General features: G+C 66.4%; 14 protein-coding genes. 8 read left to right on the forward strand and 6 right to left on the reverse strand.

Annotation, left to right across the window (positions count from 1 at the left end):
• The first annotated feature begins 9 nt into the window (after nucleotides 1–9).
• A complete protein-coding gene (locus C8D93_RS18405) occupies nucleotides 10–489 on the forward strand; it encodes a carboxymuconolactone decarboxylase family protein (protein ID WP_110266765.1) in 480 nt (159 codons plus the stop codon).
• A gap of 39 nt (nucleotides 490–528) precedes the next feature.
• Nucleotides 529–1407, forward strand: coding sequence for an alpha/beta hydrolase (locus tag C8D93_RS18410; protein ID WP_110266705.1), 879 nt, complete (start codon nucleotides 529–531; stop codon nucleotides 1405–1407).
• Nucleotides 1408–1419: 12 nt separating this feature from the next.
• Here the strand turns inward: C8D93_RS18410 and C8D93_RS18415 are convergent, their stop codons facing one another.
• The 3 genes from C8D93_RS18415 to C8D93_RS18425 all read right to left on the reverse strand — a co-directional run bounded on the left by C8D93_RS18415 (nucleotide 1420) and on the right by C8D93_RS18425 (nucleotide 5512).
• Nucleotides 1420–3042, reverse strand: coding sequence for an ABC-F family ATP-binding cassette domain-containing protein (locus C8D93_RS18415; RefSeq protein WP_110266706.1), 1623 nt, complete (start codon nucleotides 3040–3042; stop codon nucleotides 1420–1422).
• A 282-nt stretch (nucleotides 3043–3324) separates the two neighbouring features.
• Nucleotides 3325–3852, reverse strand: a complete 528-nt coding sequence (locus C8D93_RS18420; RefSeq protein ID WP_110266707.1) for an REP-associated tyrosine transposase — start codon at nucleotides 3850–3852, stop codon at nucleotides 3325–3327.
• 40 nt (nucleotides 3853–3892) lie between these two features.
• Nucleotides 3893–5512, reverse strand: a complete 1620-nt coding sequence (locus tag C8D93_RS18425; RefSeq protein WP_110266708.1) for a phytoene desaturase family protein — start codon at nucleotides 5510–5512, stop codon at nucleotides 3893–3895.
• Nucleotides 5513–5672: 160 nt separating this feature from the next.
• On the opposite strand from C8D93_RS18425, the gene C8D93_RS18430 reads away from it, so the two are divergent.
• Complete coding sequence (locus C8D93_RS18430; RefSeq protein ID WP_110266709.1) at nucleotides 5673–6359, forward strand: hypothetical protein; 687 nt, start codon at nucleotides 5673–5675, stop codon at nucleotides 6357–6359.
• 9 nt (nucleotides 6360–6368) lie between these two features.
• On the opposite strand, the gene C8D93_RS18435 is transcribed toward C8D93_RS18430, so the two are convergent.
• The 3 genes from C8D93_RS18435 to C8D93_RS18445 all read right to left on the reverse strand — a co-directional run bounded on the left by C8D93_RS18435 (nucleotide 6369) and on the right by C8D93_RS18445 (nucleotide 8506).
• On the reverse strand, nucleotides 6369–7175 hold the full coding sequence (locus C8D93_RS18435; RefSeq protein WP_110266710.1) for a substrate-binding periplasmic protein: 807 nt from the start codon (nucleotides 7173–7175) through the stop codon (nucleotides 6369–6371).
• 133 nt (nucleotides 7176–7308) lie between these two features.
• Nucleotides 7309–7896 carry a TIGR00645 family protein gene (locus C8D93_RS18440; RefSeq protein ID WP_110266711.1) on the reverse strand — a complete coding sequence of 196 codons (588 nt, stop codon included), beginning with the start codon at nucleotides 7894–7896 and terminating at the stop codon, nucleotides 7309–7311.
• 112 nt (nucleotides 7897–8008) lie between these two features.
• A complete protein-coding gene (locus C8D93_RS18445; RefSeq protein WP_110266712.1) occupies nucleotides 8009–8506 on the reverse strand; it encodes a nuclear transport factor 2 family protein in 498 nt (165 codons plus the stop codon).
• 240 nt (nucleotides 8507–8746) lie between these two features.
• Here C8D93_RS18445 and C8D93_RS18450 point away from each other — a divergent pair, with 240 nt between their 5' ends.
• From C8D93_RS18450 to C8D93_RS18470, 5 genes are all read left to right on the forward strand, one after another.
• On the forward strand, nucleotides 8747–9292 hold the full coding sequence (locus tag C8D93_RS18450) for a DAHL domain-containing protein (protein WP_110266713.1): 546 nt from the start codon (nucleotides 8747–8749) through the stop codon (nucleotides 9290–9292).
• Complete coding sequence (locus C8D93_RS21255) at nucleotides 9190–10605, forward strand: ATP-binding protein (RefSeq protein WP_110266714.1); 1416 nt, start codon at nucleotides 9190–9192, stop codon at nucleotides 10603–10605. The genes C8D93_RS18450 and C8D93_RS21255 overlap by 103 nt, the downstream gene beginning before the upstream one ends.
• Before the next feature lie 14 nt (nucleotides 10606–10619).
• Nucleotides 10620–11558, forward strand: a complete 939-nt coding sequence (locus C8D93_RS18460; protein ID WP_110266715.1) for a response regulator — start codon at nucleotides 10620–10622, stop codon at nucleotides 11556–11558.
• 220 nt (nucleotides 11559–11778) lie between these two features.
• Nucleotides 11779–12888 (forward strand): DUF1214 domain-containing protein, encoded by a 1110-nt coding sequence (locus C8D93_RS18465; RefSeq protein ID WP_110266716.1) that lies wholly within the window; start codon nucleotides 11779–11781, stop codon nucleotides 12886–12888.
• Nucleotides 12885–14054 carry a sulfotransferase family protein gene (locus C8D93_RS18470; protein ID WP_110266717.1) on the forward strand — a complete coding sequence of 390 codons (1170 nt, stop codon included), beginning with the start codon at nucleotides 12885–12887 and terminating at the stop codon, nucleotides 14052–14054. The genes C8D93_RS18465 and C8D93_RS18470 overlap by 4 nt, the downstream gene beginning before the upstream one ends.
• Nucleotides 14055–14170: the final 116 nt, after the last annotated feature.

Consider the following 14170-nt stretch of genomic DNA (forward strand, 5'->3'; position numbering starts at 1 on the left):
GAGCATCCGATGCCTCGTATCGATGTCACTGACGATCTCGGCAGCTGGATGGCCCTGCGCCCGGACATGGCGCCGGGCCTGGTCGCGTTCAGCGATGCGGTCTACGGCCGCAGCCAGCAACCGCGGCGGGTGCGCGAAATCGCGCGCATGCGCATCGCGCTCGCCAACGAATGCGAGGTCTGCCGCAACGCGCGCTATGCCGACGGCGCCGACGACGGCATCGATGAGAGCTTCTATGCCGACGCCGCCGACTGGCGTCGGTCGCCGCGCTTCGATTCTCGCGAACGCCTCGCCGCCGAATACGCCGAGCGCTTTGCCGCCGATCACGTCGCCCTGCGCGCCGATGACGACTTCTGGCTGCGCCTGCGCGCGGCCTACAGTGACGCCGAGATCGTCGACCTGGCGATGTGCTGCGCGCTGTGGCTGGGCACCGGCCGCACGATGCGCACGCTCGACGTCGGCCAGAGCTGTGCGCTGACCCTGCGCTGACGCGCGTCCGCTCGGGCGCTGCAGCCGTAGAGAACCGACATGAAAACCCGACGATTGCCCGCCGTGCTGCTGATCGGCGCGACCGCATGGCTCGCCAGCGCCTGCGGCAGCCGCCACATCGACAAGCCGGATACGCCGCCTCCGCCGCCGGTGCAGGCGACGTACACGATCGCGCGCGACATCCGCTTCACGCCGGACGATTGGCCGCAGCCGCTGCTCGCCGACCTCTACCGTCCGGACGGTCCCGGCCCGCATCCCTCGGTGCTGCTGATTCATGGCGGTGCGTGGAAGCGTGGCGATCGCGAGCAGGTCGAAGGCCTGGCTGAGCGGATTGCCGAGCGCGGCTATCTGGTCGTCAACACGACCTACCGCCTGGTGCCGGCGTACATCTATCCGGCGCAGCTGCAGGACATCCAGCAGGCCCTGCGCTGGATGCGCACCGACGGTCGCCACCACGGCATCGATCCGCAGCGCATCGGCGCGTTCGGCTACTCGGCCGGCGGTCATCTGGCCGCACTCGCCGGTCATGTCGCCAACGATCCGCGCCTCGGCGATCCGCAAACCCGGGTGCAGGCGATCGTCGCCGGCGGCACCCCGGCCGATCTGACCCTGTACGAAGGCGGCAAGCTGGTCCCGGCGTTTCTCGGCGGCAGCCGCGAGCAGATTCCCGAGCGCTTCCGCGAAGCCTCGCCGGCGTTTCATGTCGACGCCGCAGACCCGCCGGTGTTCATCTACCAGGCGACGCTCGACTACCTCGTGCCGCTGGCGCAAGCCGAGCGTTACAAGTCAGCGCTCGACGAGGCCGGCGTCGTCAACGAGCTGTTCCTGATCCGCGGCCATGGCCACATCAGTGGCTTCTTCGCCGATGGGGCCGCGGTTGAGGCAGCGTTGGCCTTCCTCGACCGCCACCTTCGGTGACGCCGGCGCGGTTCAGCTGATCCGGACCGCTCGCTGCGCCTTGCGGCGTTCGTCGCGCAGCCACGCGGCGTAATCGTCGAGATCGCCGTCGAATACGGCGCAACCGCGATCGGCCACGCGCCACAAGGTGTCGCAGACATTCTGGACCAGATGGCGGTCGTGGCTCACGAGCACGACCGCGCCCGGATAGTCGTTGATCGCCATCTCCAGCGCCTGGCGCATTTCCAGATCGAGGTGGTTGGTCGGCTCGTCGAGCAGTAACAGGTTGGGCCGCTGGTACACCACCAGGGCCAACGCCAGGCGCGCCTTCTCGCCGCCGGAAAACGGCGCGATCGCCTCCATCTGGCGATCGCCCTGGAATGCGAAGCGGCCGAGATAGTCGCGCAGGCTCTGCTCGCTGGCGCGCGGATCGATCCGGCGCAGATGCAGAAAGCCGCTCGCCTCGGGGTCGAGCTGCTCGAGCTGGTGCTGGGCGTAGTAGCCGACCTTGAGATCGGGCGAGCGCACGATGTCGCCGCCGACGAAAGGCTGGGCGCCGGCGAGACTCTTCATCAGTGTCGACTTGCCGACGCCATTGGCGCCGAGCAGGGCGACGCGCTCCCCCGGCTGCAGCGACAGCCGCAGGCCGCGCAGCAGCGCCGCGCCGGCATAGCCGACCGCGCCGTCGGTGATGTGGATCAGCGGACTCGGTACCTTGGCCGGCTTGCGGAAGCTGAAGTCGAACTCGTTCTCGGCCAGCACCGGCGCCACCTGCTCTATGCGCTCCAGCGCCTTGATCCGGCTCTGCGCCTGACGCGCCTTGCTCGCATGGGTCTTGAAGCGACTGATGAACGACTGCAGGTGCACGACCTTTTCCTGCTGCTTGGCATGGGCCTGCGCCTGCTGGCTGAGGCGTTCGGCGCGCTGACGCTCGAACTGCGAGTAATTGCCGGCGTACAGCGTTGCGCTTTCACGCTCCAGATGCAGGGTGTGCGTGCACACCGCATCGAGGAATTCGCGGTCATGGGAGATCAGCAGCAAGGTACCGCGGAACGCCGCGAGTTCCTCCTGCAGCCACAGCGCCGCATCCATGTCGAGGTGATTGGTCGGCTCGTCGAGCAGCAGCAGATCCGAGCGTCGCAACAACGCACGCGCCAGGTTCAGGCGCATGCGCCAGCCGCCGGAGAAGCTGGCGACCGGATTCTCCTGCTGCCCCGGAATGAAGCCCAGCCCGTGCAGCAGCTGTGACGCACGCGCCTTCGCCGCGTAGCCGTCAATCGTCGTCAGCCGGTCGTGCGCCCCGACCAGAGCCTCGACGTCGGCGTCGGTGGCATGCAGCTCGATGCGTTGCTCAAGTTCGCGCAGCCGGGTCTGGATCTCGCGCAGCTCGATATCACCATCGAGCGCGTACTCGATCGCCGGCTGCTCCAGCGCCGGCGTTTCCTGCGCGACGTTGGCGACAACGACATTCTTCGACAGGTCGATCGTGCCGCCGTCCGGCGTCAGCTCGCGCCGGATGGCCGCAAACAGCGTCGACTTGCCGACCCCGTTCTTGCCGATCACGCCAACCCGCTGGCCGGCATGGATCGTTACCGAGACGTTCTCGAGCAGCGTACGGGTGTGACGCCGCAGCGTCAGGTTCTGGAGGGCGAGCATGGGGCGCGGAGTGTACGCGCCCAGCGCCTGCCGATGGTGGGTTTCGCTGTGCTCTACCCACCCTACGGGCACAAGGCGACTTGTAGGGTGGGTAGAGCGCAGCGAAACCCACCGATACCTCACGCTCACTCGCCGACATCGATCTCCGAAATGCCGGTGCCGCCCCAATCGAGCGGCAGCACGCCATCGCGCACGTAACGAATAGCCGTTTATCCGTCGCACGATCCGCACACAGTGCCCGTAGGGTGGGTAGAGCGCAGCGAAACCCACCGGACTGCACCTTCACTCGCCGGCACTCAAGTCCGGGCCACCCGCGTCACCCCAATCGAGCGGCAGCAGCACATCCCGCACATAGCGATGAAACGACGAATGCGGCCAGTCCTGCACACGCTGCACGTACCCGTGCTTCACCGGGTTGTAGTGAATGTAGTCGACATGCGCCGCCAGATCGCGCTCGTCGCGAATCAGGTGCTCCCAGTAGCGCCGCTGCCAGATGCCGCGCTCGCCATGCCGGCGACGGCTGGCGGAGCGCGGTTCTGTATCGGGGATAGCTGCAGAAAACCCAGCCTTGATGCGGCGCCAGCGCTTGGGGAAGTCACAGTCGCCGGCCGGCATCGTCCAGACGCCGTGCAGATGATCGGGCAGGACGACCATGGCGTCGATGCGAAAAGGGTGGCGCCAAAGTTCAGTTCGAAACGCACTGCGCAGCAAGTCGATGCGATCCGTCAGCAGAGTGCGGCGACGATCGGCCAGCGCGACCGTGAAGAAGTAGCTGGCACCGGGAACGGCGGCGCGGAGATAGTTCGGCATGTCCCCGGTGGGTTCGCTGCGCTATACCCAGCCTACGCGGCTACGCGGGCTCCGGCGGCTGCCATTGCTTGAGCAGCTTGAACACGCGATCAGCGCGCCGGCCCATCATCGCTGCAGTGGTCATCACGCCGCCGAGCAGGGCGCCGCCGACGCCGGCGGTGACGACATCCTGGCCAGTCAGGTACAGGTTCTTGACCGGCGACACCGGGTGCAGCCATTTCTGCTCGAAGCGTCCCAGATCGTGGTCGAGGCCGTAGATCTCGCCGCGATCGTTCATCTGGAACCACTGCGTCGACAGCGGCGTCGACAGCTCGCAGTACTCGAGCTTGTCGCGCAGCTGCGGCATCTGCGCGTACAGCGCTTCGAGCAGGCGCTCGGTGAAGCGTGCCTTCAGGGCGTCGTAATCCTCGCCGCGTTGGTTCCAGGTCTTGTCGGCCCACGGCGCGAACCACTCGTAGCGACCCAGGGTGATCACCTCGACCGTGCTCTTGCCCGGATAGTGCTGGTCCCACTCGGGGTCCTTGGCCGACGGAAACGAGATGTACACCATCGGCAGCGCATTGAACGGATCGTCGATGAAACGCTTCAGGTTGCCTTCGTGATCGGCGCTCGGATAGATCCACAGGTTGGTGCGCGGCAGACCGAGTTCGGCGGCGCTGCCGCGAAAGCCGGCGTAGACGCACAGGTGCGCGGCCGATGGCCGGACCTCGTCGAGCTTGCTGGCGTAGCCGTGCTGTTCACGCACCTCGGCGGACAGCAGCTTGCCGTAGGTGATGCGGGCACCGGCGTTGCTGACGACGGTTTTCGCGCGGAGGCTGCTGCCGTCGCTCATCTGCACGCCGACCGCGCGACCGTCTTCGACCAGGATCTGCTCGACCTTGGCGTAGGTGAAGACTTCGCCGCCGGCCTGACGGATCACCGGAATGATGCCGTCGGCGATCTTCCACGAGCCGCCGACCGGGTAACAGCCGCCGTCGAAATAATGCTTGGCAACGGAAGCATGCATCAGGAACGCCGCGTCGCGCGGCGGCAGGCCGTAGTCGCCCCATTGCCCGGTCAGCACCGCAATCAGCTGCTGATTCTGTGTCAACGATTCGAGCACCGCGCGCGTCGACATGAAGCACTCGCGCGGCACCCGCAGCGGACGCAAGGCCTCGGCAGCGCGGGCGAGGATCGGCGGCATCGCCTGCCCCGAGAAGTAGGTCTTCATGCTGCGGGCGACGCGCATCACCAGGTCGAAGTAGGCATCGATCGCCGCAGCCTCGTCCGGGAAATGCGCCTTGAGTGCAGCCTTCAGGTTCTCGCGGCCGGCAACGAAGTCGTAGGCCTTGCCGCCGACGATGATGCGGTCGTAGACCGCGTCCATCTGCGCCCAGCGGATCCGTCCATCGGAGATCACGTCGAAGATGCGACGCAATGCGGCGTGGGGCTTGTGGACCTCGCCGATGTAGTGGACGCCAACGTCCCACTCGTAGCCTTCGCGCTCGTAGGAATGGGTGAAGCCGCCGGCGGTGTAATGCTGCTCGAGCACGCACACCTTGCGGCCGAGTCGCGACAGCAGTGCAGCACACGCCAGCCCGCCGATGCCCGAGCCGATCACGATCACGTCGTAGTCGTTCGCTGCGCGCCCGGGACGATACCGCCGGCCGGTTCTTTTCATGTCCACCCCAGATGACTCCCCGGCGCATCTTAGACCGCACACAGGCACGGCGCTGCGCTCACCTGCATCCGCGCTATGCTGGCCGCCGGGGAGAGATCAGCGCCATATCAATGGCGCACGGTTGGGAGCGCGGCATGCGCACAGGGTCGGCGGCAACGCCATGCACCGGACACAGCAGATGATGCGCTGGCCGTTTTCGCGCGCGCAGCCGGCGGCTGTCCCGGAACCGGTGCGCCACCGACCGTATCAGGACGAGCTGGCCGACCGGCTGTACAACCTGCTGTTCTGCGACGATCTCGAGCTGGCGCGGCGCGAGCCCGGCCCGCTGTCCGGGCCGTGGCGGCTGCTGATGGGCCCGCCGCCGCGAAGCAGTGCGCTGCAGACGATCGCCGCCGCCAGCAATGCCGACAGCCGGGCGCGGGCGCTGGCCGCGTCCCTGCTTCGCGCGCGCGGCGCCTCGATCGTGCGCCTATGCACTCTCGGCGTGGTCGTCGAGGTCGCCTTGCCGCAGGGTCTCGAATCGCTCGCCGCCTACGCTGACGGCGCGGTGCGCTACATTGACGCCACCGGCGACGCCGCAGTCTTCGACAGTGGCCCGGATGAGGCGCGCAAGCTGGCGCGCGAGATGGTTGCGCACGGCGAGACGTTCGCCCAGCGTCGCGAGGCCTGGCTGCAGCCGCGCCTGCCGCCGCCGCGTGGCGGCGAGCTGCGGGTCAGCGTGCTCGTGACCGACGGCCCCCGTTTCGTCGACGGCTCTTTTGCCTCGCTGCAGACCGATTCCGATGTCGCCGCGATCGTCGGACGCGCAACCCGGCTGCTGCGCCGGCTGCAGCAGCGCAGCCGCTGAACACCTGCCTCAGTTCTGATATTTCGCGATCAGCTGCGCCAGCGAGCCATCGGTCTTGCGCTGCATCAGCGCACGGTCGAGCCGCTTGAGCACGGCCTCGTCGACGCCAGCCTGCGAATACATCAGTGACACCTCGCCACTGTGGATCTGCAGCGGATGGCGACTGATGCGCTGGTCGAGGCCCTTGCGCCGCAACACTGCGGCGGCGACGAAGGGGTCGTCGAGCAGGGCATCGACCTCGCCGCCGGCCAGCCGTGTGTAATTCAGTTCGACGATCGGCGCCGACACGAAAGCCTTGCCAGTCTGCTCGCCGAGAATCAGCTGGGTCGCCGCCTCGCCGTAGTAGTAGCCGTCGGTCACCGCAATGCGGCGCTCGTCCGCAACCAGCTCGGCAAGCCCTTGGGCGGCGTAGGCGTCGGCATCCTCGGCGCGCGTATACAAAGCGAACGATTCGCTGCGGTAGGCTGGCGAGAAATGGGCGAAGGCACGCCGCTCTTCGGTCGGTGTCGCCGCCATCAGCACGTGAGTTTCGCCCTCACGCAGGCGCCCGAGCAACTCCCCCCAGTTGCCGCGGATGAACTCGAGTTCGCAGTCAGCGTCGCCGCCGATCAGGCGGATGATCTCGACGTCGAGCCCCTGCATCGAGCCATCGGCGCCCTCGTACTGGTAAGGCTCCCAGGGGTCCCAACCGACCCGCAGCTTGCACGGCGGTGGCGTCGCCGCAGCAACGGTCTGCGCCTCGACCGCGGACTCACGCTGACAGGCCGCCAGCGCCAGCGACAGGACCAGTGGGGTCAACCAGCTCCAGATGCGCATCTCGATGCCTCCTCGTGCATGCCGGATCGCGCTTTGTGCGGGGCATTATGCGCCTGCGCGATCGGGATTCCACTCGGATGCACGCGGCCGGCAAATGGTTGCAGGTCGCGTCAGCGCACAAGATCCGGCTGGATCAGTGCCCGGCCTTCGTGCGGGTGATGCCGGCCTGCATGATACGGTCGGTCCAGGCGATACCGATCGCCGAGACGATGAAGGCCATATGGATGATGGTCTGCCACATGACGCCTTCTGAGGTCGTGTTGGTGCACTTCACGCCTGCGGCCACCTCTGCGCACAACGGCAATGCGCCCACCGATCCGGCCTCGATGAAGGTCTTGAGCAGGTGGATCGACGAGATGCCGATGATCGCCATCGCCAGCTTGACCTTGAGCACCGAGGCATTGACGTGGCTGAGCCATTCCGGCTGATCCGGATGGCCCTGCAGGCCGAGCCGGGACACGAAGGTCTCGTAGCCGCCAACGATGACCATCACCAGCAGATTCGAGATCATCACCACATCGATCAGCGCGAGCACGATCAGCATGATCTGCTGCTCGCTGAGTTCCAGCGAGCCGTGGATCAGGTGCCACAGCTCCTTGCCGAACAGGATCACGTAGACGACCTGGGCAACGATCAGGCCGAGATACAGCGGCAGCTGCAGCCAGCGCGAGGAAAAGATTAGGGCCGGCAGCGGGCCGAGCTTGGTATTCGGGTCGGACATGGCGAGGGGACGCGGCGGCGTCGGGTGAGGGCGATGGGGGGACAGCGGGCCCGAATCATAGCAGGGCCACCGTCGTCGCCGATGACGCCGCGCTGCCTCGCTGGCGCGGGCCTCAGGCCGCGGCTGGCGGCTTGCCCGCCATCACCACCTTGATCGCGTCGGCATCGAGCTTCAGCACCATCAGCGAGGTGCTGAAGAAATGTGTCTTGACCATCTTCCACTCGCCGCCAACGCGCCGGTAGCCATCCTCGTACCAGCCGGCGAGCTGGGTCAGGGTGTTCTCCTGGGTGTTGATCAGGCCGTACTGCAGGCTCCACGTGGCGCGCGCGGTCGTCGCGTCGACGATTTCAATCTGCGGATTGACGCCGTGGTGCATCTCGACCATGTGCGGATGGCAGCCGACCTCGACGTAGATCTTCACCAGCGCATCGGCGTTGTCGAAGCGGCCGATCGCGTCATAGAAGATGTCGATGCTGCCGTCGGCAAAGCACGAGCGCATCGCCGTCGGATCCTTGCGGTCGCAGGCGACCAGGTAGCGCGCCTTGAGCCGACGGATCGCCTCGATGTCCTCCAGCGCCTGCACCCGCGCCGCGATGTCCTGTCCGCTCATCTGCACTCTCCGATAAAGGAATCGCCGCAGTTGAACCCAGCACGTCGGACGGCGAATCCCCCGTTCGGCTGAACCGGCCCGTCACCGCGGCGGACCCTACTGCAAACAGGTGACGCTGCCCCCAGGGCTGGCGTCTACCGTGCAAACTCAGGCATAACACGGCCTGCGGAGCCGCTTCGTCACGATTCGAACCGGCCCGGAGGAGAGGTGCGGGGGACATGACAGGCAAGGGGGTCGCCGATGGCAGCCAATGAAAAGCGCGGGCGCAAGCGCGGCTCGGTGCTGCGCAAGCTGCTGAATACGCTGGCGGTGGTGATCGCCATCGCTGCAATCGGGCTTCTGGTATTCCTCGCCCGGCAGGCGCAGACCGTCGACAACGAGTTGCACTTGCAACGCCTCTACAACGTGCGCGCGGTCGACGCGTTGGACGTCGGGCTCAATCGCGCCGTCACCCAGGTCGGCGTCAGTACGATGGTCAACGTGGCCGACACCCGCGCGGTGACAACCGCCCAACTCGGCGATGCGCTCGATGCACTGGAAAACGGTGCGGCGGGCCTGAGCGGACTCAGCCCGCCGATCGACGAGGCACTGGTGCGCTTCCTCGATACCGTCGAATCAAAGTTCGAGCTGGCCTTCGATTTCGAGGCGCGCAACATTCGCACCAACCAGCTGTTGATCGCGGCATGGACGCGGTGCCGGTCGCCGCGGACGCCCTGCTTGCCGAGGTCGATGCGACCACCGCAGAAACACTGGCACCGCTGCTCGCACAGATTCGCACCGAGGTGACCACCTTCGGCGTCGTCCAGACCCCGCTCAATGAGGCAAGCATCCGCCAGTTGCTCGACGATATCGCCGCTGCCGTCGATGGCCAGCCAGAACCGGTCCTGGCCGCTGCGCAACGCCTGCGCACCGCTGCGAGCAACGTCATCGCCGACAAGAAGGAGCTGGTCGAGCGTGTCTCGGAGTTCCTGTCCAAGCCAACAGCCGAACTGCTGCAGGCCACCGAGGCGTCTTACATGGCTTGGCACGGGACCCAGGTCGCCGTTGCCAACCAATACCGCCAGTGGCTGGTCGCCTACGCAGCAATCCTGCTGCTGATCCTGGCTCTGGTCGGCATCCGCCTGGTGCGCAGCTTCCGCGAGCTCGACGAGGCCAACGATCATCTCGAGGAGCAGGTCGAAGAACGCACCCACGATCTCAGCGACGCGCTCAAGGAGCTGAAGGCCTCGCAGGCGCAGCTGATCCAGTCGGAGAAGATGGCTTCGCTCGGCCAGATGGTTGCGGGCGTCGCCCACGAGATCAACACGCCGCTCGGCTACGCCCGCAGCAATGCGGAGATCGTGCGCACGTCCCTGGGCGACCTTCGGGCACTGGTCGACGCGCAAAGTCGCGCGCTCGACCTGATGACCCACGAGGAGACCGATGTCGAGCAGGTGGCCGATGCGCTGGCGACGGCCCAGGGCATCGGCGAGTCGCTCAACGCCACCGAACTGACCGGCGAACTCGACGCCCTGCTCGGCGATACCGAGCACGGCCTCAAGCAGATCGCCGAACTGGTCGGCTCGCTCAAGGACTTCTCGCGCGTGGATCGATCGCGCAGCGACCTGTTCGATGTCAACGACGGCATCGACGCCTCGTTGAAGATCTGCCAGAACCAGCTCAAGCACCGCGTCGAGGTGGTCCGGACCTACGGCAAGCTGCCGCAGATCGAGTGCTCGCCGTCGCAGCTCAACCAGGTCTTCCTGAACCTGATCAACAACGCCGCGCAGGCGATCGACGGCGAAGGCAAGATTCACATCCACACGACGCCGACGCCCAGCGGGGTTTCGATCCGGTTCCTCGACAACGGCTGCGGCATGAGCGAGGAGGTCCGCGCGCGGATCTTCGAGCCTTTCTTCACGACCAAGCCGGTCGGCAAGGGGACGGGCCTGGGCTTGTCGATCGTCTATCGCATCATCGAGGATCATGGCGGTACCATCGAGGTCCGCTCGACGCCGGGTAAGGGCAGCGAGTTCAACATCGAATTGCCACTCAAGCAGCACTCCAACAATCCGGCGCGCGAGAGCACCCGCGACGCTACCCAAGCCGTCACCGCCTGACCCGGAGCAAACCCGTGACCGAAACTTCTGACGTCGCCGCCCCCAAGGCCCGCGTCCTGTTCGTCGACGACGAGCCGCGTGTGCTGACGACGATGCGCATGCTGTTTCGCGCGAACTATCAGGTGTTCACGGCCGAGGGCGGACCGCAGGCGCTCGAACTGCTCAAGACCCAGCCGATCGACGTCATCGTCAGCGACCAGCGCATGCCCGGCATGACCGGTATCGAGATGTTGCGCGTGGCCCGGGAACTCAACCCGAACGCGATGCGCATCCTGCTGACCGGCTATTCGGATCTCAGTGCGATCATCGGCTCGATCAACGAGGGCGAGATCTTCCGCTTCGTCAGCAAGCCCTGGGCAAACGAGGAGCTGACGACGACGGTTGCCCGCGCCGTCGCGGCCGCCCGCGCCAGCGAGGCCGCCGCGGCGGCTGGCGATGCGCCGGCGCCGGTCGGGCCGCCGCCCGGCGTGCTGGTGCTCGATGACGACCCGACCGTACCGTCGAAGATCCAGGACATCCTCGGCGGCGACTTCCGGGTCGTCGGCGCAACGACGATGGACGAGGCCGTCGGCCTGATGGAACGCGAGCGCATCGGTGTCGTCATCTCGGAGACCCGGGTGCAGTCGAGTCCCGTGATCGGCCTGATCGGTACCCTGAAGCAACACCACCCGGAACTGGTGTCGGTGATCCTGACCGACCGCGCCGATGCCGGCACCGCGATCGAGCTGATCAATCAGGGCCAGATCTACCGTTTCATCACCAAGCCGATCCACGACAGCCAGTGCAAGATCACGGTCAGCTCTGCGCTGCGCCATCATCACCGGCTCGCGCAGAGCCCGGAGCTGCACCAGCGCTACGAAGTCGCCGCGCCGCCGCCGACCGCCAGCGCCCCCGCCGGCAAGCTGATGGACCGGATTCGCGGTCTGCGCACAGTGGTGAAGCGCTGGGTGTGAACGCGCATGTCTTTGCGAGTGCCAGTGGCACTCGCAATGCGCGTGAACGCCCGGCCAAGGATGGCCGGGCAACTACTCAACGGTGCGCCGCTACGCCAGGGATGGCCTGACGATAGAAGCAATCGCGAGGATTCCGGCGTCTCCTACAAACAGGTGAAGCCCCCGCGCCGGCCCGCGCTTACCGTCTGACGCTCACGACCACGATGAGGAGACGGGCGCCGTGTCAGCGAAGGATGACGTCATCTCCGGGCGCGCCTGGGAAGAATTCTGCGACACGCTCAAGCGCGCCGGCCAGCAGATCCTGCGACCGGAGGCGCCGGTCAGCGAACTCGATCGCGCCGAGGGCTGGCGCTATCTGACGCGCCTGCTGCGCATCGGCCTCGAGATGCATCTCGAATGCGCCGATCCGGATTTTCCGGCGTTCTTCATGCCCTCGCACGAGACCGGCAAGATCGGCGCCGACAATCCGGACAACCTGTACCTGATGGCGCGGATCAACGGCGCCAACCAGTACGTGCTGCGCGGCACCCGCGGCACGGTGTCCTACCTGTCGATCGGCACGCAGAAGGGTGGCTACGAGACCGACGGCAAGATGGAGCCGACCGGCTTTCTCGACGCCAAGGACCTGGCCCTCGATGACGAGGGCCGCTTCGAGGTCATCGTCAGCGCCGAGCAACCCGCCGGTGCGAAGAACTGGCTGCGCATCGAGGCCACGTCCAACGCCGTGCTCGTGCGCCAGACCTTTCTCGACCGCAAGACAGAACGCCCGGCGACGATCCACATCGAACGCCGCGGCAGCGATGCGCGTCCGCAGCCGCTGAGCGCGGCGCGCATCCAGCAGGCCCTGCAGCGCACCGCCGGCTTCGTCGACGGCACCGCAACCGTGTTCGCCAACTGGGCGCAGTCCTACCTGCCGCATCCCAACCAGCTGCCGCTCGCCGACCAGAAGGTCTGCCAGGCCGCCGGCGGCGACCCCAACATCGTCTACTACCACTCGTACTGGCAGCTCGCCGATGACGAAGCTCTGGTGATTCACCTGCCGCGCATTCCGGACTGCCGTTTCTGGAATCTGCAGATCAACAACTGGTGGATGGAATCGCTCGACTACCGCTACCACCGCGCGCACTTCAACAAGCACAGCGCAACGATGGCCGCCGACGGCAGCGTCACGCTGGTGCTGGCGCACCGCGATCCGGGCGTCGCCAACTGGCTGGAGACCGCCGGTCACGACCGCGGCACGATGTGCCTGCGCTGGGTCGGGTCGAAGGAGAACGTCGATCCCGAGCTGCGCGTGGTCAAGTTCAGCGAACTGAAGAAGAGCGCAGCATGAATCCGGCGATCCGTTTCGACCCCGACACCCTGCTCGCCGAAGCGCAGGCGAAAACCGGCCTGTCCGACTTCGGCGAGCCCTCGTTCCGCGAAGGTCTGCGCGTGTTCTGTGCGGCACTGGAGCGCGACGCGAAGCTCTCCGACTTTGGTCGCGGTCTGCTGCACCAGAAAGTCATCGAGCTGCTGACCAACCGGCTCGGCATCGAGGACTGGTACCGGCGCCATCCCGAAATCGACGACGAGGTGATTGCGGCGCCCATCGTCATCGTCGGACTGCCACGCACCGGCACGACGCTGCTGCAGCGCCTGCTGGCGCAGGACCCGCAGTTCTATTCGATGCCGTGGTGGGAGTCGCGCTACCCGGTGCCCTTCCCCGGTGAATCGCTGGCGGCGCCCACCCAGCGCATCGAACAGGCACGCGCCGAAGTGACGGTCATGGTCGAGGCCATGCCCAAGCTGCTGTCGATCCACCCGATGGATGCCGACCAGGCCGACGAGGAAGTGATGCTAATGGAGCACAGCTTCATCGCGGCGATGAACACCTACGCCTGCATCCCCTCGTACATGGACTGGCTCGCGCAGACCGACGAGCGCCCGGCCTACGAGTACCTCAAGCGGATGCTCAAGTTCCTGCAGTGGCAGAAACGCCAGCGCGGCATCAGCGCACAGCGCTGGGTGCTCAAGGCGCCTCACCACCTGCTGCGCATCCATCTCGTGCTCGAGCTGTTTCCCGGCGCGAAGATCGTGCAGACCCATCGCGATCCGGTCGACACGATTCCGTCGATCGCGAGCTTCCTCGACACGCTGTGGCGTATCTACAGCAACGACGTCGATCCGACCGCGGCCGGTCGCGAATGGAGCGCACTGATGGCACGCGCGTTCAAGCATGTCATGCAGGTGCGCGACACCAACGCGGCCCCGTTCTTCGACGTCGATTTTCTCGACACGGTCAAGAAGCCGCTCGATGTTGCGCGCGCGATCTACGCCTGGGCCGGCCTCGAGCTGAGTCCGGATGCCGAGGCTGCGATGCAGCGCTGGCTCGACGTCAATACCCGCAACACCCGGGCCGCGCACGAGTACGACACCAGCCAGTTTGGGCTGACAGCAGGGCAATTGAAGGAACAGTTCGCCGAATACCGCGCGCGCCATATTGCCAGCACGGTTTGATGTCGTTGCCGCTCGAATACCTGTCGACGTTTGTTCCGTTCGCCCCGAGTGCCGCGCAGCGGCGTATCGAGGGGCATTGCAGCCTGAAGCCTGTGCGGCGTCTCGATACGCGCCTT

Origin of the sequence: Sinimarinibacterium flocculans (assembly GCF_003201205.1) — a bacterium.
Taxonomy (GTDB): domain Bacteria; phylum Pseudomonadota; class Gammaproteobacteria; order Nevskiales; family Nevskiaceae; genus Solimonas; species Solimonas flocculans.